At 70.2% G+C, this 20,089-nt stretch carries 20 protein-coding genes and 1 pseudogene; 9 read left to right on the top strand and 12 right to left on the bottom strand.

The features are described from left to right. The first annotated feature begins 140 nt into the window (after positions 1 to 140). Positions 141 to 2,834, top strand: coding sequence for a pyruvate dehydrogenase (acetyl-transferring), homodimeric type (gene aceE / locus WCE39_RS13810; protein ID WP_343277258.1), 2,694 nt, complete (start codon positions 141 to 143; stop codon positions 2,832 to 2,834). Between the two features lie 155 nt (positions 2,835 to 2,989). Here aceE and WCE39_RS13815 read toward each other — a convergent pair whose 3' ends face one another. The 3 genes from WCE39_RS13815 to WCE39_RS13825 form a co-directional block, all read right to left on the bottom strand. Further along, entirely contained in the window at positions 2,990 to 4,510 is a 1,521-nt protein-coding gene (locus WCE39_RS13815) for an acetyl-CoA hydrolase/transferase family protein (RefSeq protein WP_343277259.1), read from the bottom strand. A gap of 165 nt (positions 4,511 to 4,675) precedes the next feature. Then, positions 4,676 to 5,449: a hypothetical protein gene (locus tag WCE39_RS13820; protein ID WP_343277260.1), complete on the bottom strand. Its 774-nt coding sequence runs from the start codon at positions 5,447 to 5,449 to the stop codon at positions 4,676 to 4,678. A gap of 294 nt (positions 5,450 to 5,743) precedes the next feature. Next, positions 5,744 to 6,187, bottom strand: a complete 444-nt coding sequence (locus WCE39_RS13825; RefSeq protein WP_343277261.1) for a BON domain-containing protein — start codon at positions 6,185 to 6,187, stop codon at positions 5,744 to 5,746. Positions 6,188 to 6,242: 55 nt separating this feature from the next. Here WCE39_RS13825 and WCE39_RS13830 point away from each other — a divergent pair, with 55 nt between their 5' ends. After that, positions 6,243 to 6,689, top strand: a complete 447-nt coding sequence (locus tag WCE39_RS13830) for a PepSY domain-containing protein (RefSeq protein WP_343277262.1) — start codon at positions 6,243 to 6,245, stop codon at positions 6,687 to 6,689. A gap of 105 nt (positions 6,690 to 6,794) precedes the next feature. On the opposite strand, the gene WCE39_RS13835 is transcribed toward WCE39_RS13830, so the two are convergent. The 5 genes and pseudogenes from WCE39_RS13835 to WCE39_RS13855 all read right to left on the bottom strand — a co-directional run bounded on the left by WCE39_RS13835 (position 6,795) and on the right by WCE39_RS13855 (position 9,274). Next, positions 6,795 to 7,058 carry a DUF3297 family protein gene (locus tag WCE39_RS13835; protein ID WP_343277263.1) on the bottom strand — a complete coding sequence of 88 codons (264 nt, stop codon included), beginning with the start codon at positions 7,056 to 7,058 and terminating at the stop codon, positions 6,795 to 6,797. A 79-nt stretch (positions 7,059 to 7,137) separates the two neighbouring features. Then, the gene (gene msrB, locus WCE39_RS13840) at positions 7,138 to 7,605 is read right to left on the bottom strand and encodes a peptide-methionine (R)-S-oxide reductase MsrB (RefSeq protein ID WP_343277294.1); all 468 of its coding nucleotides are present in this window, start codon (positions 7,603 to 7,605) and stop codon (positions 7,138 to 7,140) included. A gap of 42 nt (positions 7,606 to 7,647) precedes the next feature. After that, positions 7,648 to 7,929, bottom strand: a pseudogene (locus tag WCE39_RS13845) (DUF4031 domain-containing protein); the annotation flags it as partial. 7 nt (positions 7,930 to 7,936) lie between these two features. After that, positions 7,937 to 8,506, bottom strand: coding sequence for a DUF3016 domain-containing protein (locus WCE39_RS13850; protein ID WP_343277264.1), 570 nt, complete (start codon positions 8,504 to 8,506; stop codon positions 7,937 to 7,939). 57 nt (positions 8,507 to 8,563) lie between these two features. Beyond that, entirely contained in the window at positions 8,564 to 9,274 is a 711-nt protein-coding gene (locus WCE39_RS13855) for an arylesterase (RefSeq protein WP_343277265.1), read from the bottom strand. A 213-nt stretch (positions 9,275 to 9,487) separates the two neighbouring features. Here WCE39_RS13855 and WCE39_RS13860 point away from each other — a divergent pair, with 213 nt between their 5' ends. The 4 genes from WCE39_RS13860 (at position 9,488) to WCE39_RS13875 (ending at position 14,585) form a co-directional block, all read left to right on the top strand. After that, a complete protein-coding gene (locus tag WCE39_RS13860) occupies positions 9,488 to 10,486 on the top strand; it encodes a L,D-transpeptidase family protein (RefSeq protein WP_343277266.1) in 999 nt (332 codons plus the stop codon). Positions 10,487 to 10,489: 3 nt separating this feature from the next. Further along, positions 10,490 to 11,230 carry a M23 family metallopeptidase gene (locus tag WCE39_RS13865; RefSeq protein ID WP_449284052.1) on the top strand — a complete coding sequence of 247 codons (741 nt, stop codon included), beginning with the start codon at positions 10,490 to 10,492 and terminating at the stop codon, positions 11,228 to 11,230. Between the two features lie 143 nt (positions 11,231 to 11,373). After that, positions 11,374 to 12,063 carry an ABC transporter ATP-binding protein gene (locus WCE39_RS13870; RefSeq protein WP_343277267.1) on the top strand — a complete coding sequence of 230 codons (690 nt, stop codon included), beginning with the start codon at positions 11,374 to 11,376 and terminating at the stop codon, positions 12,061 to 12,063. Further along, positions 12,060 to 14,585 (top strand): ABC transporter permease, encoded by a 2,526-nt coding sequence (locus WCE39_RS13875; RefSeq protein WP_343277268.1) that lies wholly within the window; start codon positions 12,060 to 12,062, stop codon positions 14,583 to 14,585. Before WCE39_RS13870 ends, WCE39_RS13875 begins: the two co-directional genes overlap by 4 nt. A gap of 19 nt (positions 14,586 to 14,604) precedes the next feature. Here the strand turns inward: WCE39_RS13875 and WCE39_RS13880 are convergent, their stop codons facing one another. Beyond that, positions 14,605 to 14,865, bottom strand: a complete 261-nt coding sequence (locus tag WCE39_RS13880; RefSeq protein WP_343277269.1) for a hypothetical protein — start codon at positions 14,863 to 14,865, stop codon at positions 14,605 to 14,607. Between the two features lie 140 nt (positions 14,866 to 15,005). Between WCE39_RS13880 and WCE39_RS13885 the strand changes: the two genes are divergently transcribed. Then, the gene (locus WCE39_RS13885) at positions 15,006 to 16,145 is read left to right on the top strand and encodes a class I SAM-dependent methyltransferase (RefSeq protein WP_343277270.1); all 1,140 of its coding nucleotides are present in this window, start codon (positions 15,006 to 15,008) and stop codon (positions 16,143 to 16,145) included. After that, complete coding sequence (locus tag WCE39_RS13890) at positions 16,142 to 16,849, top strand: 16S rRNA pseudouridine(516) synthase (protein WP_343277271.1); 708 nt, start codon at positions 16,142 to 16,144, stop codon at positions 16,847 to 16,849. Before WCE39_RS13885 ends, WCE39_RS13890 begins: the two co-directional genes overlap by 4 nt. A gap of 473 nt (positions 16,850 to 17,322) precedes the next feature. Here the strand turns inward: WCE39_RS13890 and WCE39_RS13895 are convergent, their stop codons facing one another. Next, entirely contained in the window at positions 17,323 to 17,847 is a 525-nt protein-coding gene (locus WCE39_RS13895) for a DUF1415 domain-containing protein (protein ID WP_343277272.1), read from the bottom strand. Beyond that, positions 17,847 to 18,329: a YajQ family cyclic di-GMP-binding protein gene (locus WCE39_RS13900; RefSeq protein WP_343277273.1), complete on the bottom strand. Its 483-nt coding sequence runs from the start codon at positions 18,327 to 18,329 to the stop codon at positions 17,847 to 17,849. The genes WCE39_RS13895 and WCE39_RS13900 overlap by 1 nt, the downstream gene beginning before the upstream one ends. Positions 18,330 to 18,501: 172 nt before the next feature. On the opposite strand from WCE39_RS13900, the gene WCE39_RS13905 reads away from it, so the two are divergent. After that, positions 18,502 to 19,344, top strand: a complete 843-nt coding sequence (locus WCE39_RS13905; protein WP_343277296.1) for a DMT family transporter — start codon at positions 18,502 to 18,504, stop codon at positions 19,342 to 19,344. Between the two features lie 102 nt (positions 19,345 to 19,446). Here WCE39_RS13905 and WCE39_RS13910 read toward each other — a convergent pair whose 3' ends face one another. Continuing rightward, entirely contained in the window at positions 19,447 to 20,067 is a 621-nt protein-coding gene (locus tag WCE39_RS13910) for an OmpW/AlkL family protein (RefSeq protein WP_343277274.1), read from the bottom strand. Positions 20,068 to 20,089 lie beyond the last annotated feature (22 nt).

The raw sequence follows: 20,089 nt of genomic DNA on the forward strand, positions 1-20,089 counted from the left end.
GCGCCGGCCAGCCGCAGGATCATCGTCCAAGCGGGTGCCATCAGGCAAACGCGCTGGCCGGCCCCGACGGCGGCGCTGGTAGAATCGGGGGTCCCAAGACCCACGACAGACGCGGCCGGTGTGCCGTTGCGGAGCAGAGCATGAACAGCTGGCTGAACGACGTCCTCGAGAACGATCCGGATCCGACCGAGTCCCGCGAGTGGCTGGAGTCCCTGAAGGCGGTCATCGATGCCGAAGGCACCGGGCGCGCCCACCAGCTGCTGGAAGGCATGGTCGAGCTGACCCGCCGCGCCGGCGCCCACCTGCCGTTCGCACCGACCACCGAGTACATCAACACCATTCCGCCGCACCTGGAGCCGAAGATCCCCGGCGACCAGACCATGGAATGGCGCATCCGCTCGATCATCCGCTGGAACGCGATGGCGATGGTGGTGCGCGCCAACCGCAAGCCCGGCGACCTCGGCGGCCACATCGCGAGCTTCGCCTCCAGCGCGACGCTGTACGACGTCGGCTTCAACCACTTCTGGCGCGCGCCCTCGGAAGACCACCCCGGCGACCTGCTTTATATCCAGGGACATTCCTCGCCGGGCATCTATGCGCGCTCCTTCCTCGAGGGCCGCATCAGCGAGTCGCAGATCGACCACCTTCGCATGGAGGTGGACGGCCGCGGTATCCCGTCCTACCCGCATCCCTGGCTGATGCCGGACTACTGGCAGACGCCCACGGTGTCGATGGGCCTGGGCCCGATCGCCGCCATCTACCAGGCGCGCAACTGGAAGTACCTGGAGGCCCGCGGCCTGATGCCGAAGTCCGACCGCAAGGTCTGGTGCTTCCTCGGCGACGGCGAGACCGACGAGCCGGAGAGCCTGGGCGCGATCTCGATCGCCGGCCGCGAGGGCCTGGACAACCTGGTCTTCGTCATCAACTGCAACCTGCAGCGCCTGGACGGCCCGGTGCGCGGCAACGGCAAGATCATCCAGGAGCTGGAAGGCAACTTCCGCGGCGCCGGCTGGAACGTCCTCAAGACCATCTGGGGCAGCTACTGGGATCCGCTCCTGGCCCGCGACAAGGACGGCATCCTGCGCAAGCTGATGATGGAAACCGTCGACGGCGAGTACCAGAACTGCAAGGCCTTTGGCGGCAAGTACACGCGCGACAATTTCTTCGGCAAGTATCCCGAGACCGCGGCGATGGTCGCCAACCTGTCCGACGACGACATCTGGCGCCTCAACCGAGGCGGCCACGACCCGCACAAGGTGTACGCGGCGTACCGGAGCGCGGTCGAGACCAGGGGCCAGCCCACGGTGATCCTGGCCAAGACGGTCAAGGGCTACGGCATGGGCTCGTCCGGCGAGGCGCTGAACCCGACCCACCAGACCAAGAAGCTCGATGACGAGGCCGTGCGCGCGTTCCGCGACCGCTTCAAGATCCAGCTCGACGACGAGCAGCTGAAGGACGGCGCGGTGCCGTTCTTCCACCCCGGCGAGAAGTCCGAGGAAATCGAGTACATGAAGGAGCGCCGCGCCGCGCTCGGCGGCTACCTGCCGCAGCGGCGCCGCAAGAGCACCGAAACGCTCGCCGCGCCGAAGCTGGAGGTGTACGAACGCCTGCTCAAGGACACCGGCGAGCGAGAGATCAGCACCACGATGGCCTTCGTGCAGTCGCTCGGCATCACCCTGCGCGACAAGAAGGTGGGCCCGCGCGTGGTCCCGATCGTCTGCGACGAAGCGCGCACCTTCGGCATGGAAGGCCTGTTCCGCCAGATCGGCATCTACGCCCCGGACGGCCAGAAGTACAAGCCGGTCGACCGCGACCAGCTGATGTACTACCGCGAGGACGCCACCGGCCAGGTGTTGCAGGAAGGCATCTCCGAGGCCGGCGCGTTCGCCTCCTGGATGGCGGCCGCGACCAGCTACAGCAGCAACGACCTGCCGATGCTGCCGTTTTACATCTACTACTCGATGTTCGGCTTCCAGCGCGTCGGCGACGCCGCCTGGCAGGCAGCCGACATGCGCGCGCGCGGTTTCCTGCTGGGCGCCACCGCCGGTCGCACCACGCTCAACGGCGAGGGCCTGCAGCACGAGGACGGCCACAGCCACCTGCTGGCCGGTGCGATCCCCAACTGCCGCGCCTACGATCCGACCTTCGCCGGCGAGGTGGCGGTGATCCTGCAGGAGGGCATGCGCCGCATGCTTGATGAACAGCAGGACGAGTACTGGTATCTCACGCTGATGAACGAGAACTACGTCCACCCGGCGCTGCCCGAGGGCGCGGCCGAGGGCGTGATCCGCGGCATGTACCTGCTCAAGGACGCCGGCAAGCCGAAGAAGGGCGAGCTGCGCGTGCAGCTGATGGGCTCGGGCACGATCCTGCGCGAGGCGATCGCCGCGGCGGAGCTGCTGGACAAGGACTTCGGCGTCACCGCCGACATCTGGTCCTGCCCCAGCTTCACCGAACTCAGCCGCGACGGCTTCGATGTCGAGCGTTGGAATCGCCACAACCCGGAAGCGAAAAAGCCGCGCAAGGCCTACATCACCGGGCTGCTTGAAGGCCGCCAGGGCCCGGCGATTGCCGCCACCGATTACGTTCGCGCCTTCGCCGACCAGGTCCGCGCCTTCGTGCCGATGCACTACACGGTGCTGGGTACCGACGGCTTCGGCCGTTCGGACACCCGTGCGAACCTGCGCCGCCATTTCGAGGTCGACCGCTTCCACATCGCCCACGCCGCGATCGCCGCGCTGGCGAAGGACGGCACCATGACCGCGAAGGACGCGGCGCGCGCGCTGAAGCTTTACAGGATCGATACGGATCGGCCGAACCCGCTGCACGCGTAAGGGTTCGGATACGCGGCGGCGGAGAGTGTGCAGGCACTCCGCCGGCGTCGCGGTGGAGCTGCTCCTTATTGCCGGCGGAGTACCCACCGCCCGCCGCCTGCGCGCCTTCGAGCGGGATCTTCGGCAGGTTGCTGTTGCAGTTGCAGTTGCAGGGACTAAACGACCTCCACCCGCATGTCCCCGGTCTCGATCAGCCGCTGGTGCCATGACAGCGCCTCGCCCAGCAGGTGCGGCGTGTGCTTGCCGTAACCGTCGCGGCAGGCGCGGTCGAAGTAGTCCTGCAGCATCGGCCGGAAGTCGGGGTGCGCGCAGTGGGCGATGACCTGCTTCGCGCGCTGCGTGGGTGAGAGTCCGCGCAGGTCGGCCAGGCCCTGTTCGGTCACCAGCACCATGGTGTCGTGCTCGGTGTGGTCGACGTGGCTGGCCATCGGCACGATGCCGGAAACCTTGCCGTCCTTGGCCGTGCTGGGGGACATGAACACCGACAGGTAGCCGTTGCGCGCGAAGTCACCCGAGCCGCCGATGCCGTTCATGATCCGGCTGCCGGCGATATGGGTCGAGTTGACGTTGCCGTAGATGTCGGCCTCGATCATGCCGTTCATCGCGATGCAGCCCAGGCGACGGATGATTTCTGGATGGTTGGAGATCTCCTGCGGCCGCAGCAGGATGCGCTTGCTGTAGAAATCCACGTTGGCGGTGAATTCCTCGATGCCCGCGGGGCTCAGCGAGAACGAGGTCGCCGATGCCATGCGCAAGGTACCGTCCTTGAGCAAGCCCAGCATGCCGTCCTGGATCACTTCGGTGTAGGCGGTCAATCCGCGGAAGCCGCTGCTGGCGAGGCCGGCGAGCACGGCGTTGGCGATGTTGCCCACGCCCGATTGCAGCGGGAGCAGCTGCTCCGTCAGGCGGCCACGCCGGATTTCATGGCGCAGGAATTCGATCAGGTGGCCGGCAATCTGCTTCGAGGCCTCGTCAGGCGGATTGAACGGAGAGTTGCGGTCGGGAGCATGGGTTTCGACCACCGCCACGACCTTGTCGGGATCCACGCGCAGCCAGGGTTCGCCGATGCGGTCGTCCGGATGTTCAAGCAGGATCGGCTTGCGGTGCGGCGGCAATGCGGTGCCGTGATACACGTCATGCATGCCATCGAGCGCGGCTGGCTGCCAGCTGTTCACCTCGAGGATGACCTTGTCGGCCTGTTCGAGCCAGGTCTTGTTGTTGCCGACCGACGACGAGGGGATGAGGCTGCCGTCTTCGCGGATCCCGGAGACTTCGACAATCGCGACGTCGATGTCACCGAAGAAGCCGAACCAGGTGTGCTGGGCGACGTGGCTCAGGTGGATGTCGATGTAATCCAGGCTGCCGGCGTTGATGCGTTCGCGCACGGCGGGATCGGACTGATAGGGCAGGCGCAGCTCCATGCCTTCGACGTTGGCCAGCGCGCCATCAAGCTCGGGTGCGGTCGAGGCGCCGGTCAGCACCTTGATGCGAAAGCGCTCGCCAGCCGCGTTGGCCCGCTCCATTCGCGCTGCAAGCGCCTGCGGCACCGCCTTGGGATAGCCCGCGCCGGTGAAACCGCTCATGGCTACCGTCATGCCTGGCTCGATGACGGATGCGGCGGCATCGGCGGAAACCAGGCGGTCACGGAACAGGGGGTGCTTGATGCGTTCGGTCACGAAGGGCTCTGCGGATGATTCGAACGTTGATTTTAAGGCCTGCACAGACGCGCCCGGGCCGCCGACGGGAATGCAGCGTTGCAATGCAGAGGCCCCCGCAAGCGGGGGCCTCGTGGTCATGCTGTACATGGCCGGCTGTCGCAGCCGGCTGTTGCAGCCGGTGGATCAGCGACCGTCGCGGTCGGCATCGCCGGGCATGCGTTCCTCGACGCGGTGCCAGGCGTCCTTGACCGCGGCCTTGGCGTCCTGCCAGCCCAGGCGCGACTCGCCCTTGGCCTGCTCCCAGCCGCGCTCGAGTTCGGACTCGGTCTGCGGAGACCACGACGCCTGCGGACGCGAGGTGCGCGCCTGGGTGCCGTAGCGGTAGGCCGAGCGGTAATCGTCAAAACCGAAGCCGTCGCTGTAGTAGTCGGTCTTGTCGTACTGCTTCGAGTAGTGCTGGTCCGTATCCTCATAGGCGCTGTAGGTGCGGTCCGTGCGGGTATACGCATCCTGCACCGCGGGCCGCGCCGTGTCCCAGTCCAGGCTCGATTCGCCTCGGGCCTCGTTCCAGCGCTGCTGCAGCTGCGGCTCGGCTTCGTTCCATTCGCGCCGGCCGGACTCGTTGCGGTACTCGGTGCCCATGCGGTAGGCGGGCGCGTAATCGCGGTCGAAGTCGCGGTTGGCCTGGTAGTACTCGCGGTTGCCGGCATCCTGTCGCCAGTATTCGACTTCGGCCGTCGGGTCGACGCGTTCTGCAAGCGACTTGCCGCCAGCGGCGCCGCCCACGGCACCGATGCCACCTCCGACCAGGGTGCCGATGGGGCCGAAGAGGCTGCCGACGGCAGCACCGGCCAGCGCGCCGGCCGTGCCTCCGGCGGCCACGCCGACGGGATGCGAACCCGGGGCGCCACTGATCGGATCGCGGTTTGCGTCGCGGGAATCGTCTCGATTGTTCATCTGTGCATTTCCTGCCGTGTCGGGGGAATATCGACTATGGCGCGCGACCGGTTGCGGCGGCGTGGAGGCTGCGCGATGCGCGCATAACATTTGCCTGCATGCAAGCCATTCAGGCAAAGAAGGTTCTTCGCCCACCTGAGGCAGGAGCACGGATGGAGTGCCGCAGCGCCGCCAGGCAGCTTCCCGCCCCCGCTCCTGGCTTCACGACATGCGATTGCGTACTTGGTCGAAGAACCCGAAAAAAAGACACCGGCGCGTGGCCGGTGTCCTTCGGGTGCCGCGGTCGGCCCGGACTTATTCGGTCGGGTCGACCCGCATGCCGGTGGTATCGACATCGGTCACGCCCTCAATCCCGGACGCGATGCGAAGGGCCTCGTCGATCTGCGCCTGGCTGTCGACATCACCGCTCAGGGTGACCACGCCGTTGACCGTCTCGACCTCGACCTGCAACCCGGCGACATCTTCGTCTGCGAGCAGGCTGGCCTTGACCTTGGTGGTGATCCAGGTGTCATCGACAGGCTGGTCCGAATCCCCCTTGTCGCGGTCGGTCTGCGGGTCGTTGTCATTGGCAACGGCGTTGCCGCCGGCAACGAGCAGTGCCAGAGCGGCTGCGATAAGACCGGTGTGCTGGATGCGCGTATTCATGTTCGATGCTCCGCTGTGGTCGTGGGGCGCCGATCTTCCAGCGGCCTGCATCGACGTGGCGTGAGCGGCGAAACCGCGGATGAACGCGTTCATCCGCATTTCGCGCCGGGTCGCAAACACTGCCTCCACCCCCACATGGAGATGCTCGATGAAACACGTAAACAGCCTGGCCATCGGCCTTTCGCTCGCACTGTGCGTCGCCGGCACCGCCGTCGCCCAGGATGCGCGCACGTCCGCCGACGCCATGACCGCCCCCCAGGTCCGGGCGACGCTGGAAGCCGAGGGCTATACGAAGATCAACGACGTCGAATTCGAAGACGGCGTCTGGAAGGCCGATGCGCGCAGCGCCGATGGCCAGCGCGTGGAGCTGCGCATCGATCCGGCCAACGGCACCGTCTATCCCGAAGACAAGGTCGCGGGGTTGAGCGAAGCCGATGTGCGCGCGAAGCTCTCGGCGGCCGGGTACGGCAATGTGCATGACGTCGATTTCGACGATGGCATGTGGACCGCCGAAGCCGAGGATGCCAACGGCAAGGACGTCGAGCTCACGCTCGATCCCGACACCGGCAAGGTGGTCGGCAAGGTCCGCGACTGAGCACGCCGACAGCTGCGGTCAGGCCGTGCATGGGCGGGACGCCTCCGGGCGCCCCGCTTTTTTATCCAGGGTCGCCCGGCCCGGCGGACCGGGCAGGGTCACGCTTCAGTCGGAGTCGACTGCGTCGGGCGCGTCGCGGAAATAGGGTTCGACGCGACCGTTGATCTTCATCGTCATCGGATTGCCGCGACGGTCGAGCGCGCGGCCCACGGCCACGCGGATCCAGCCTTCGCTGATGCAGTATTCCTCGACGTTGGTGCGCTCGTCGCCGTTGAAGCGGATGCCGATGCCGCGCTGCATGGCCTCCTCGTCGTAGTGGGGGCTGCGCGGGTCGTTGCTGAGCCGGTCGGGCGGGGTCGTCTGGGTCATCGTGTATTCCGAGTTGGAGGCGCGATCCGGGCCGGAGGGCGCGCGGCGCAAGAGGATACGCGGCCGCGGCGCGTGCCGTTCAGCCGAGCGGCCGGCCTTCGGGCGCGCCGCGGCCCAGCAGGTCCGGCAGGGGATCGCCGTCGGCGGTGAAGCCCAGGGACACCGAGTTCAGGCAGTGGCGCTCGCCGGTGGGCGGCGGGCCATCGGGGAAGACGTGGCCGAGGTGGCTGCCGCAGCGCGCGCAGACCTCCTCCACGCGCACCATGCCGTGGCTCATATCGCGCACATAGCGGATGTGCGCCGGCTCGAAGGGCGCCGTGAAGCTGGGCCAGCCTGTGCCGGAATCGAACTTCGCGCTGGCGCGGAACAGCGGCAGGCCGCAGAAGCCGCAGGTGTAGGTGCCCTCGCGCTTGTTGTCCAGGAACGCGCCGCAGAACGGGGCTTCGGTGCCGTGCGCGAGCAGCACGCGGCGGGCGTCGTCGTCCAGCGCATCGCTCAGGGCGCGGCGGCTGGCGTCGTCCGGTGGGGTCAGGTCGAAGGCGGACATGCTGGGCTCCTGCAGGCGATCGAGGCCGCCATTATCGCCTGCGGGCGCGTTGCGTCGCCCCTGGCGGCGTGCGTTGGCGATCACGGCGCGCATCTGCGCGCGATCGCGATGCCGCGAGATCGGCACCGCGCCGAGCGCGATCGCACGCACGCGCAGTTCGGCGGTGACGTCGTAATGCGCGCCGCTGGTCCTGTCCTGGAACGCGTGGCGCGGCATGCCCAGGGCACCCGCGAAGGCGTGCAGCTCGTCCAGTGTGTCGGCCATCAGGTGCGCCCAACGGCGGCCGCGCCACAGGGTCACGGCATCATCCACGTAGACCGCCATCGGGCCGTCAGTCGTTCCCGCGCGCGAGGTCGTTGCGGACCCAGTCGTCGACCAGGCGCTTTTCGTGGCGCAGCAGGTCGCCGCTCGCGACCGTGCCCCCGGCGCGATGCAGGAAGCCCAGGTCGGTGAGCTCGCGCGTGCCGCTGTCGACGACCGTGCCCGCGGCGTCGAAGCGCGTGTACGAAAGCGCGATGCTGGGGGGGTAGATGTCGCGGACGATGCGCACGTGGTCGCTGCGGCCGGCGGCGGGTTCGAAGTCGCCGGCGCGCTTGATGTCGGTGATCTCGACGTCCAGGCGTTCGCCGGGCGCCAGCACGCCGGCGGCGCGCTTCGCCAGGTGCCTGGCGATCTGGCGGACCCAGTCGCCCTGCCTGGCCTCGAAGCGGTTGCGGCTGAAGCGGAGTTCGCTGAATCCGGCCGGATCCGACCACGACACGGCAACCGGGCCCTCCTGGTCCAGGCTGCGCGGGTAGTCCGCGTCGGTGACGCTGATGGCGGCGGCCGGCCCCGCCAGCGACAGCGCGGCGGTGAGCACGGCGGCGGCGATGGAGGCTCGAATGCGTCGTGCGCGAATCATGGCGGCGCTCCTTGCGGCGGGAAAATCCAGTCTGCTACCCGGGGCCGCGGGCTGCAATCAATGCGCGACCGCCGGACAAGCAGTGTTCAGAAGCGGCAGCAGCGCCTCCCATGCGTGCGCGGCGATCGCCGGCTGCGCGGCCGCGGTGGGGTGCAGGTTGTCGTCCTGGAAGCTGGCGCGGTCGTGGGCGACGGGTTCCAGCAGGAAGGGCAGCAGCGGGACGTCGAAGAACCGCGCCAGCAGCCGGTAGGTCCGCTCGAAGCCCTGCGCGTATTCGGGACCGAGGTTGGGCGGCATGCGCATGCCGACCAGGAGCACGTCCGCGCCCACGTGCTGCGATGCACCGATCATCCGCGCCAGGTTGCGATGCAGCTCCGGGAGGGGCAGGCCGCGCAGCGCGTCGTTGGCACCCAGCGCGATCACCACCACCGCCGGATGGTGGTGCAGGACCTCCCCGACCACGCGAGCCGAACCGCCGGCGCTGGTCTCGCCGCTGATGCTCGCGTTGGCGATGCGACAGCCCGGATGCTCGCGTGCGATGCGCCCCTCCAGCAGCGAGACCCAGCCTTCCCCGGCCGACAGGCCGTAACCCGCGGAAAGCGAATCGCCCATCACCAGCACGGTGCGCCGGGCGTCGTCGCCGGCAGCGGCCTGGCGCGCGGACGCGGGCGCCGCGGCACCCAGGGCGAACGCGGCCAGGACCGGTAGCAGAAGGGCCGGCAGGCCCGACGCCAGGCGCCGGCGGGCGGGCAGGGTTCGTCGCAACATCAACGTTCTCGCTGTCGTGCGCCGGGTCCCGACGCCAGGACACATGATGCCCGAGTGCCTGTCGGGCTTCCGTCGCGGTCGCCTGCATGCCTGCCGACCAGTGGCGCCCGTGCTTCGGGCCTGAACGCTCCCGGGGCTGGAGAAGGATCTTTCACGTCGCATGGTCCGCGGCTCGCGCAGCATCGCCGGCATCCGCAGCCCGAGGAGTGCCGAATGACGCCTGCCAAGCCGCTTGCCCTGATGCTCTGCGCCATCATCGGGACCGCCCTGCCCGCAGCGCACGCGCGCCAGGAGGCGCCGTCGCCGCCTGAGGCCGAAGCGCCGGCGAGTGCCCCCGGGCACCCCGCGAATGATCCCGCCAACGCCACCGGCGAGCACGCCATGCTGCGCGCTCAGGTGCTGCTGGACCGTGCGCACTTCTCGCCGGGCGAGATCGACGGCCGCGGCGGTGGCAACACGCAGCGTGCGATCGCCGCATTCCAGGAAAGCCACGGGCTTGACGCCAGCGGCGAGCTCGACGATCCCACCCGGAAGGCGCTGGACGCCGACGCGGCACCGGTCCTGGTCGAATACGTGATTGCCGCCGCCGATGTGGCCGGCCCGTTCAACGCCCTGCCCGGCGACATGATGGAACAGTCCCGCCTGGAGTCCCTCGGCTTCGAGAGCGCCGCGGAAGCCCTGGGCGAGAAGTTCCACGCCAGCCCGGGCCTGTTGCAGCGCCTGAACCCCGACAAGGACCTCGCGGCCGCGGGGACGCGCATCCTGGTCCCGGCGGTGGAGTCTGGCGCTCCGCTGCCGGAGGTCGCGAAGGTGGTCGTCGACAGGTCCGACTCCGTGGTGCGGCTGCTGTCCGCGGCGGGCGAAGTCGTCGCCCAGTACCCGGCGTCCACGGGCAGCGAACACGATCCGCTGCCGATCGGCGAATGGACGATCAAGGGCGTCGCCAGCGATCCATCCTTCCACTACAACCCCGAGCTGTTCTGGGACGCCGACCCCGCCCACGCCAAGGCCACGCTGGCGCCGGGGCCCAACAATCCGGTCGGCGTGGCCTGGGTGGACCTGTCCAAGGAGCACTACGGGATTCACGGCACGCCGGCGCCGGCGCACGTCGGCAAGACCGACTCCCATGGCTGCATCCGGCTGACCAACTGGAACGTGCGCGCGCTCGCGGCCGCGGTTGCGCCCGGCATGCCGGCGGTACTGCAGGAATAGCCGGTGAAATACCTGGCCTGGGTGTTCGCCGGACTGCTGCTGGCCGCCGCCGTGCACATCGCGACGATGGCGCCTGCGGAGCGCGCCCGCATCCTGCGGATCGCGCCCGCGTCGCAGGTACCGTCGACCGGCGGCGCGTCGAACGTCGCGAGCGCAGGCGCGGGCGATGCTCGACCTGGTGAGGCCGGGATGGCCGATGCGCCGGACACGGGCACGCACACGCGCTCGCGCGCTGCGTCGCCCGCTGAACCCGGAGGCATGCCGGCGGCTCCAGGCACTGCCGCTCGGGCGCAGCACGATCCAGCGCCGTCCGAGGGACTGTTGCTGCCGGTGCAGGGCGTCGAGCCGTCCGCGCTGTCGCCGACGTACGACGACGCCCGTGGCGAAGGCCGGGTGCACGAGGCGCTGGACATCATGGCGCCGACCGGCACGCCGGTGCTGGCGGTGGCCGACGGCCACGTGGAGAAGCTGTTCGACAGCCGGCAGGGCGGGCTGACCATCTACCAGTTCGATCCCGACGCACGCTTCGCCTACTACTACGCGCACCTGGACAGCTACGCGCCGGGCCTGGCGGAGCAACAGCAGGTCAGCCGCGGCCAGGTGATCGGCCATGTCGGCAGCAGCGGCAATGCCGATCCAGCCGCGCCACACCTGCATTTCGCCATCTTCGTGCTGGGACCCGAAAAGCAGTGGTGGAAGGGCAGGCCGATCGATCCCTACCCGCTGTTCGCGACGCCGCGCTGAGCCTTGCCGACGGCCGGTCGAGCGGCCAGGCGGGTGGCCGCCAACCGATGGCACGCCTGCGCGGGGCCCGGGCCCGATATCCTTGCCGGCCCACGCACCAGGAAGCTTCCATGGCCGGACAGGCATCGTCGGACACCGCATGCATGCCAGCGCCTGCACTCGCCGCGCAGTCACTGGGCAAGCGCGTGCAGCTGCCGGGCGGCGAACTGGTGATCCTGGACGGCGTCGGTTTCAGCATCGCCCGCGGTGAAAGCGTGGCGGTGGTCGGCCCGTCGGGGTCCGGCAAGAGCACGCTGCTGTCGCTGCTCGCGGGCCTGGATGCGCCCAGCTCCGGCACGGTGTCGATCGACGGCGCGGCGCTGTCCACGCTCGACGAGGACGGCCGCGCGAAGGTGCGCGGCGACAAGGTCGGCTTCGTGTTCCAGAACTTCCAGCTGTTGCCCTCGCTGACGGCGCTGGAGAACGTGATGCTGCCGCTGGAGCTGCGCGGCGAAGCCGATGCCGGATCGCCGGCGCGCGCGATCCTGGACCGCGTTGGCCTGGGCGAGCGCCTGGGCCACTACCCGCGGCAGCTCTCTGGCGGCGAGCAGCAGCGCGTGGCGGTGGCGCGCGCCTTCGTCACCGGGCCCTCGCTGCTGTTCGCCGATGAGCCGACCGGCAACCTCGACACCACCACCGGCCAGGCCATCATCGAGCTGCTGTTTGCGCTCAACCAGGACGCCGGCACGACCCTGGTGCTGGTGACGCACGACGAACACCTTGCCGCGCGCTGCGGGCGCACGCTCCGCATCGAGGGCGGGCGCCTGGTGGCCGACAGCGGCCCGGCGGCATGAAGGTCGCCCGTCTTGCCTGGCGCCAGCTGAGGCGGGACCTGGCCTCGGGCGACGTGCGCATCCTGCTGGCGGCGCTGGTGCTGGCGGTGGTGGCGGTGACCGCGGTCGGCTTCGTCACCGACCGCGCCGCGCGTGCCCTGGCGATCGAAGCCAACCGCCTGCTTGGCGGCGACGCGGTGCTGCGCGCTGACGCGCCGATCGAGGGCCCGGTGCGGTTGGCGGCGGAGGCTCCGGGCCTGCGGCACGCCGACACCGTGGAACTCGACACCATGGTGCGCGTAGGGCGCGGCGCCGATGCGCAGCTCAAGCTGGGCGAGCTGCGCGCGCTGGGCGAGGGCTTCCCGCTGCGCGGCGAGTACCGCATCGCCGCGGCCGACGGCGTCGAGCACGTGGCCGACGGCGTGCCCGCCCCGGGCACGCTGTGGATGAGCCGCGGCGGCGCCGAGACTTTGGGCGCCCGCATCGGCGACAGCATCGGCATCGGCACGCTGGAGCTGCGGCTGGAGGCCCTGGTGCTGCAGGAGCCCGATGCCGCGCTCGACTACTTCAACGTCGCGCCCAAGGTCTTCATCCATCCCGGCGATCTCGCCGCCACCGGCCTGGTCCAGGAGGGCAGCCGCATCCGCTACCGCCTGGTGGTCGCGGGCGATGCCGGCGCCGTGGAGCGCTTCACCGCCGTTGCCCGCGACGGCCTTGCGCGCGGCCAGCGCCTGGAAACGGCCGCCGACGCGCGTCCCGAAGTGCGCTCGGCGCTCGACCGCGCCGGGCGCTTCCTGGGCCTGGCGGCCCTGGTCTCGGTGGTCCTGGCCGCGGTGGCGGTGGCCATGGCTGCACGCCGCCACAGCGCGCGCCATCTGCAGGGCGCCGCGGTCATGCGCTGCCTGGGCGCAAGCCAGGCGACGCTCGCGGGGATCCACGTCGGCGAGCTGCTGCTGCTCGGGCTGATGGCCTGCAGCGCGGGGGTGGCCATCGCCTGGGGGCTGCAGTGGGTGATCGGCGGCTGGCTGGCCGGCATGCTCGGCATCGACATCCCGCCCGCCGGCCCGCTGCCGGCCTTGGGCGGCTACGGCGTGGGCATGGTGGTGTTGCTGGCCTTCGCCGTGCCGCCGGTGCTTGCACTGCGCCGGGTGCCTGCGCTGAGCGTGCTGCGCCGCGACCTGGATCCCACCGAGCCCGCGGCGCTTGTCGTGCTGGCCGCCGGCGTGGCCGGCATCGGCGCACTGCTGTGGTGGCAGGCGGGATCGGCGACGCTTGCGATCGCGATGCTGGCCGGCATCGCGGCCACCCTGGGCGCGCTGGCGCTGCTGGCCTGGCTGATGATCCTGGCCGTGCGCCGGCTGCGCACGCGCCTGCGCGGGGCCGCGCGCTACGGCCTGGCCAACGTCAGCCGCCGCGCGGGTACCAGCATCGCCCAGGTTTCGGCGCTGGGCCTCGGCCTGATGGCCCTGCTGCTGCTGATCTTCGTGCGCACGGACCTGGTCGGGCGCTGGCAGCTGGCGCTGGCCGAAGAGGCCCCCAACCGCTTCATCGTCAACGTCCAGCAGGACCAGCTCGACGGCCTCGCCGCGATCGCCACCGCGCAGGGCCTGTCCGAGCCGGTCCTGTATCCGATGGTGCGCGGGCGCCTGGCGACGCACAACGGAGCCGTGGTCAGCGGCAGCGACTTCGCCGGTGACGGTGGCGGCGGGGACTCACGCCGTGCGCAGCGCCGCGCCGACCGCGAATTCAACCTGTCCACGGCCACGGCCCTGCGTGACGACAACCGCGTCACCGCAGGCGCGTTCTGGGGACCGGAAGGCGGCGAGGGGACGGAGCTGTCTGTCGAGGCCGGCTTCGCCGAATCGCTGGGCTGGGCGCTGGGCGACCGGATTGCCTTCGACATCGCCGGGCGCCGCCTCGAAGGCCGGGTCACCAGCCTGCGCGAGGTCGAGTGGGAGAGCTTCCGGCCGAACTTCTTCGTGCTGTTCTCGCCCGGCGCGCTGGATGCCTACCCGGCCAGCTGGATCACGGCGGTCAGCGTGCCGCAGGGCGATACCGCGTTCACCCGCGCGCTGGTGCAGCGCTACCCGAATGTTTCGGTGATCGACATTGACGCCCTGCTGGAGCAGGTGCGCAACACCGCGGACCAGGTGTCGACCGTGGTTGAAGTGGTGTTCTGGTTCGCGCTGGCCGCCGGCCTGCTGGTGCTGCTGGCGGCGATCAGCGCCAGCCAGGACGAGCGCCTGCTGGAAGGCGGGGTGATGCGCGTGCTCGGTGCCAGCCGGCGCCAGCTGCGGCTTGCGCAGGCCTCGGAGTTCGCGGCCATCGGCCTCCTTTCGGGGCTGGTCGCAGCGGTCGCGGCATCCGTGCTGGCCGGCGTGGTGGCCAGGGAAGTGTTCGACCTGCCGTGGAAGCCGGACATCGCGATGGCGGCCCTGGGTAGCCTCGCCGGCATGGGCGCGGCGCTCCTCGCGGGGCTGTGGGCCACGCGCCGCGTGCTGGATGCGCCGCCCGCGGTCACGCTGCGCGAGTTGCAGGGCTGACAGCCGCGAGGCTTGAGATTCAGCCCGTGACGGGCTCGGCCTCGGCCTCGAAGCGCCGCGCGTAACTGCGCTCTTCGGCGACCGCGGCCACCTCGTCATCGGCACTCTCGGGCGCGCCGTAGACCGCATAGGCGATCTCGTCGCCCTTGCGACCGATCTGGCGAAGCCGGTAGCGCGGCTGCCCGCCGCCGGTGTCCGGCGGGTAGTGCGTGGGCGGCGCATCGGCATCGATGTCCAGCTCGCTGTTGTCGATGGGGCCGCCGACGAAAAGTGCGCGCATGCGTGGTTCCTTGGTGTCCTTGGTTGGCCCGATGCTGGCAAAACCCGCATTCGCAGCGGATGAAGCATGTGTTCGCGGACCGTGGAGGGACGCATGCCGCACTACAATCGCGGGCCCCGGAGAAGCGAGCCCCGATTCCCATGACCAGCCACGGCGATGCCGCCCTCGACGCGCTGCTCCTGTCTTTCGCCGATGGCAGCCTGCCCCGCGAGGCGGGTGCGCTGTTCCTGCGCGCCCGCGCCGGCGGCACGCTGGATCCACGGGACTGGCCCGGGCTTGCCTGCGAGACCGTGTTCAAGCCCGACGCCGAAGCCCTGCTGCAGGCCGGGTTCACGGTGACCGACGGACTCGGCGAGGGGTCCGCAGACGGCACCACCGCCGATGACGGCACCCGGCCGCTGGTCCTGCTGCTTCCGCCGCGCCAGCGCGACGAGGCGCGCGCGCTGTTCGCCGAGGCCCTGGCACGGGCCGCTCGCGGCGCATGGGTGGTCGCGAGCGTGGCCAACGATGCCGGCGCGAAGTCCGCCGAGGCCGATTTCGCGCGCATCGCCGGCCCGGTCGGCACGCGCAGCAAGCACAAGTGCCGCGTGTTCCGGGCGCGCGCCGGGCAGGCCGGCGCGGATCCGGCGCTGGCGACGCAGTGGCGCGCGCTCGACGCGCCGCGTCCGGTCGCGGGCGGCCGCTTCCTCAGTCGCCCGGGCGTCTTCGCCTGGGATCGCATCGATCCGGCCTCGGCGCTGCTCGCGCGGCACCTCCCGGCCGGGCTCGCCGGCCGCGCCGCCGACCTGGGCGCGGGCTACGGCTACCTGTCGGCCGAGCTGCTCGAACGCTGCCCCGGCATCACCGTGCTGGACGCCTTCGAAGCCGATGCCCGCGCGCTTGCGCTGGCGCGGCACAACCTCGCCGGCCACGCATCGCGCGCGGCCGTCGGGTTCCACTGGCACGACGTCACCGCGGGCATTCCCGCGGGCTACGACGTGCTGGTCAGCAACCCGCCCTTCCACGTGCCCGACGGGCGCGAGCGCCCCGACGTGGGCCGCGCCTTCATCTCCGCGGCGGCGCGGGCGCTGCGTCCCGGCGGCAGCCTGTGGCTGGTCGCGAACCGCCACTTGCCCTACGAGGAGGCCCTGGGCACCGGCTTTGGGGAAGTCCGCCTGGTGGCGCAGGAGGGCGGCTTCAAGGTGGTGGAGGCGGTGAAATCCACCGACGCGCGCCCGCCGCGTCCGGCGCGCGAGCCACGCGAACCCTGGGATGCGCGCGAAGCGCGGACGCGGCGATGAAACTGGTCAAGACGCTGGCCAACCTGGGCCATGGCAGCCGCAAGCAGGTGGCGATGATGTTCCGCGAAGGCCGGGTAACCGATGCCGCGGGCGAGGTCCTGTACGCGGACGACCAGCCCGACCGGGCCGACGTGCGCGTGGACGGCGAGCCGCTGGACCCGCCGCCCGGCCTGCTGCTGATGCTGCACAAGCCGGCCGGTTACACCTGTTCGACGAAGGACCGCGGCCGTCTGGTCTACGACCTGCTGCCGGAGCGCTTCGCGCTGCGTTCGCCGACGCTGTCGACGGTCGGGCGCCTGGACCGCGAAACCAGCGGCCTGCTGCTGATGACCGACGACGGCCAGCTGCTGCACCGGATCATCTCGCCGAAGTCGCAGCTCGCGAAGGTGTACGAGGCGACGCTGGCGGAGCCGCTGCGCGGCGACGAGGTGGCGGCATTCGCCAGCGGCACGCTGATGCTCGAGTCCGACGACACGCCGCTGCTGCCGGCGGAACTCGAGGTCCTGTCGCCCATCCGCGCGCGACTGACCCTGCACGAGGGCCGCTACCACCAGGTACGGCGGATGTTCGCGGCGGTCGGCAACCATGTCGATGCACTGCATCGCAGCCACGTGGGCGGGCTGTCTCTCGGCGACCTGCCGGAAGGGCAGTGGCGCATGCTCGACGAAGCCGGCCGCGAGAAGATCTTCAGCTCCGGTCGCTGACGGACGGCCGACGGTCCCCGCAGCCTTTCCGCGGAAGTGGCTATCGCCGCGAACAGGGTTCCGGAAGTGCCACGATCATGGCCGTGGCGCATAGCCACGAGTGCGGGCGCGCGCCGCGGGAGCCGGCTGGCGGGGGGAGTGCTCCGCCCCGCCGCCAGCCATCCATGGCTGGAAGCGGGGGCGTGGGCCATCCATGGCCCACTCTCCGAACTCCCCCCGCCATCCGGCTCCTGCACCCACCGAAGCCGCAATTACCGGATTCGCGAAAGCGGGACTCTCCAAGCGGGGACATGGACAACGCACATGGATGTGCGCGGTAGGCGAATCAGCCATGGACGGCTGCTTCGCCGGTCCATGTCCCCGCTTGGAGAGGCACGCTCCCTCCCGAAGCCCGAAGCCCGCAGACCCCAGCTCCTGGCTCCCCGCCTTGATCCTGATCCCGCCTCTCGCCCTGCCGCAGCCCCGATGACCGCCTAGAACAGGTCTCGCCAGCCGGCATGGCCCAGCTTCTGCAGCGTCTCGACGTTGCGCTCGACGATCTCGTCGGGATCGGGAAACGCCTCGACCGCGCGCGACACGCTGTCCTCGCGCAGCAGATGCAGGGTCGGCCAGGGCGAGCGGTTGGTGTAGTTGGCGATGTCGTCGGGTTGGCTGTCGGCGAACTGGTACTGCGGATGGAAGCTCGCGACCTGGAGCACGCCTTCCAGGTCGAGTTCCGACACCAGGGCGTCGGCGGATTCGAGGAAGTCGTTGTAGTCGAGGAAATCGCCCAGCACCTGCGGATGCACGATCAGCGTGGTGTCGATGTCGGCCGCGGGGGTGTCGCGCAGGCGCAGCAGCTCCGCGCCCAGTTCTTCCAGCAGCGCCGCCTCATCGCGCGCCTCGCTCAGGACCATCCGCACCTGGCCCTTGTTCACCACCGCCTTGGCGAAGGGGCAGAGATTGAGGCCGATGACCGCGCGTTCGAGCCAGCGGCGGGTGTCTTCGAGCGGATCCATCAGTCGCGGAAGTTGTCGAACTGCAGCGGCTGCTCGAACTCCTTGCCGCGCAGCAGCGCCATGACCTCCTGCAGGTCGTCGCGCTTCTTTCCGGTCACGCGCAGCTTGTCGCCGTTGATCTGGGTGTCGACCTTGAGCTTGGCGGCCTTGATCTCGGCGCCGATCTTCTTCGCCAGGTCGCGCTCGATGCCCTGCTTGACGGTGACCTTCTGGCGCGCGCCGGCGAGGTTGGTCTCCACGTCGCCGAATTCCAGGCAGCGGGTGTCGATTTTCCGCGCCGCCAGGCGGGCACGCAGGATGTCGGTCATCTGCTGGAGCTGGAACTCGCTGGGCGCGCGCTGGGAGATCACCGCGTCCTCGCGCTCGAAGGCTGCATCCACGCCCTTGAAATCGAAGCGCGTGGTCAGCTCGCGGTTGGCCTGGTCGACGGCGTTGGTCAGCTCGTGGGTGTCGACTTCGGAGATGATGTCGAAGGACGGCATGGCGCGTTAACCACCTTGGAATGAAGGGCCCTCAGGGTACCGCAACGCGATCGGCGCGGGCCTCGTGCATCATGTGCGCCTTGCGCCCCCCGGGGCGTTCCCGGAGCGCCCCGTGCACGACCCCGCCGCCGACGCCGTGGCCGCGCGCGACCACCGCCGCGCCATCGCCGCGATGCTGATCGCGGTCGCCGTGCTGTGCGTGATGGATGCCTGCATGAAGCAACTGGCGGGGGGCTATCCGGCGATGCAGGTCGCCGCGCTGCGCGGGCTGGTGGGCCTGCCGCTGGTGCTGGCCTGGGCCGCCGCGACCACCGGCCTGCGTCCGCTGTTCCGCATCCACTGGCCGCTGCACCTGCTGCGGGGCGTGCTCGGCGTGGCCTTCCTGTCGTGTTTCGTCGCCGGCTTGCGCGACCTGCCGATGTCGACCGCCTACGCGATCACCTTCGTCGGGCCCCTGCTGGTCACCGCGCTGGCCGTGCCGCTGCTGCGGGAACACGTCGGGCCGCGGCGCTGGACGGCGATCGTGGTCGGCATCGTCGGCGTGCTGGTGGTGCTGCGGCCGGGCGGGGAGGGCGTGCTCACGCACGCGGGCCTGCTGGTGCTGTTCGCCACGGTCTGCTACGCAGCATCGGTCGTGATCGTGCGCATGCTGGCGCAGCGTGACAGCGCGCAGTCATTGGTGTTCTGGTTCCTGGCGATGGTCGCGATCGGCGCCGGGCTGCTGGCCTGGCCGCAGTGGGTGCCCTTGCGCATGGCCGATGCCTGGCTGCTGGCCGGCGTCGCGGTGTCCGGCACCCTGGGGCAGGTCGCGCTGACCCACGCGTTCCGCCTCGGCCAGGCCTCGCTGATCGCGCCGCTGGAATACACCGCGCTGCTGTGGGTGGTGTTGCTTGACCTGGTGCTGTGGCAGGCGCTGCCCGACGGCATGACCTGGCTGGGCGCAGCGATCATCGTCGTCAGCGGGCTCTACATGATGCGGCGGGAGCGGGTGGTCAAGGAAGCGGCGCGGCATTGACCACCGGCCGGCAGGCGGCGCCGGAAACGGGAAAGCGGAAAGGAAATGGAAACGGAAACGGGCCCCGCAGGGCCCGCCTCCATCCGTTGCGGGGGGCCAGCGTCAGAAGCGCGCGCCGATGCCCACGCCCACGACCACCGGGTCGAGCTTGGCCTCGCCGGCGTTGACGTCGTTGATCTTCACGTCCGAATCGGACTGGAAATAGCGCGCATCGGCACGTGCGAACCAGGTCGGCGTGATGTTCACGTCCATGCCCACCGTGGCCACGGCGCCCTTGGCCGTCTCCACGCCGACGCGGTCGCCGGTGGGCGTGGCGCTCTCGTTGTCGTAGTTGGTCTCGTGGTAGCCGAGGCCGACGAACGGGCGCACGGTGCTGTCGGGGGTGCCGAAACGGTACTGGCCGCTCAGCGAGTACGGCTGCGCATCGACGCTGCCGACCTTGCCGCCGCCGGCGTTCACGCGCTGGCCGTAGCTGTCGGCGGCCCAGGCTTCAACGCCCCAGTTGTCTGTGATGTGGTACGTCACGCCAAGCGTCGGCGTGCCTTCGCCCTCGAATTCTGTACGGGTACCGGCGATCTCGGGGTTGCGGGTCGGTTCCACCATCGAATAGCCGGCGACGACGGAGACGCGCTTGTCGGCGCTGCTACCGGCATCCTGGGCGAAAGCGGCGGGGGTGGCGGCCATGGCCAGTGCGGCCGGAATCAGGAACTTCATGGGGGACATGGGGGAGTCTCCTCGTTACGAA

The organism is Luteimonas yanweni (assembly GCF_039548475.1).
Taxonomy (GTDB): Bacteria; Pseudomonadota; Gammaproteobacteria; order Xanthomonadales; family Xanthomonadaceae; genus Luteimonas.

Coding starts and splice junctions, on each gene's coding strand:
- WCE39_RS13875 (WP_343277268.1), top strand. CDS start 12,060: ATGAAGGTCGCCCGTCTTGCCTGGCGCCAGCTGAGGCGGGACCTGGCC.
- msrB (WP_343277294.1), bottom strand. CDS start 7,605: ATGTCCGCCTTCGACCTGACCCCACCGGACGACGCCAGCCGCCGCGCC.
- WCE39_RS13855 (WP_343277265.1), bottom strand. CDS start 9,274: ATGTTGCGACGAACCCTGCCCGCCCGCCGGCGCCTGGCGTCGGGCCTG.
- WCE39_RS13825 (WP_343277261.1), bottom strand. CDS start 6,187: ATGAACGCGTTCATCCGCGGTTTCGCCGCTCACGCCACGTCGATGCAG.
- WCE39_RS13895 (WP_343277272.1), bottom strand. CDS start 17,847: ATGGATCCGCTCGAAGACACCCGCCGCTGGCTCGAACGCGCGGTCATC.
- WCE39_RS13910 (WP_343277274.1), bottom strand. CDS start 20,067: ATGTCCCCCATGAAGTTCCTGATTCCGGCCGCACTGGCCATGGCCGCC.
- WCE39_RS13850 (WP_343277264.1), bottom strand. CDS start 8,506: ATGATTCGCGCACGACGCATTCGAGCCTCCATCGCCGCCGCCGTGCTC.
- aceE (WP_343277258.1), top strand. CDS start 141: ATGAACAGCTGGCTGAACGACGTCCTCGAGAACGATCCGGATCCGACC.
- WCE39_RS13870 (WP_343277267.1), top strand. CDS start 11,374: ATGCCAGCGCCTGCACTCGCCGCGCAGTCACTGGGCAAGCGCGTGCAG.
- WCE39_RS13820 (WP_343277260.1), bottom strand. CDS start 5,449: ATGAACAATCGAGACGATTCCCGCGACGCAAACCGCGATCCGATCAGT.
- WCE39_RS13905 (WP_343277296.1), top strand. CDS start 18,502: ATGCTGATCGCGGTCGCCGTGCTGTGCGTGATGGATGCCTGCATGAAG.
- WCE39_RS13830 (WP_343277262.1), top strand. CDS start 6,243: ATGAAACACGTAAACAGCCTGGCCATCGGCCTTTCGCTCGCACTGTGC.
- WCE39_RS13885 (WP_343277270.1), top strand. CDS start 15,006: ATGACCAGCCACGGCGATGCCGCCCTCGACGCGCTGCTCCTGTCTTTC.
- WCE39_RS13900 (WP_343277273.1), bottom strand. CDS start 18,329: ATGCCGTCCTTCGACATCATCTCCGAAGTCGACACCCACGAGCTGACC.
- WCE39_RS13860 (WP_343277266.1), top strand. CDS start 9,488: ATGACGCCTGCCAAGCCGCTTGCCCTGATGCTCTGCGCCATCATCGGG.
- WCE39_RS13890 (WP_343277271.1), top strand. CDS start 16,142: ATGAAACTGGTCAAGACGCTGGCCAACCTGGGCCATGGCAGCCGCAAG.
- WCE39_RS13880 (WP_343277269.1), bottom strand. CDS start 14,865: ATGCGCGCACTTTTCGTCGGCGGCCCCATCGACAACAGCGAGCTGGAC.
- WCE39_RS13835 (WP_343277263.1), bottom strand. CDS start 7,058: ATGACCCAGACGACCCCGCCCGACCGGCTCAGCAACGACCCGCGCAGC.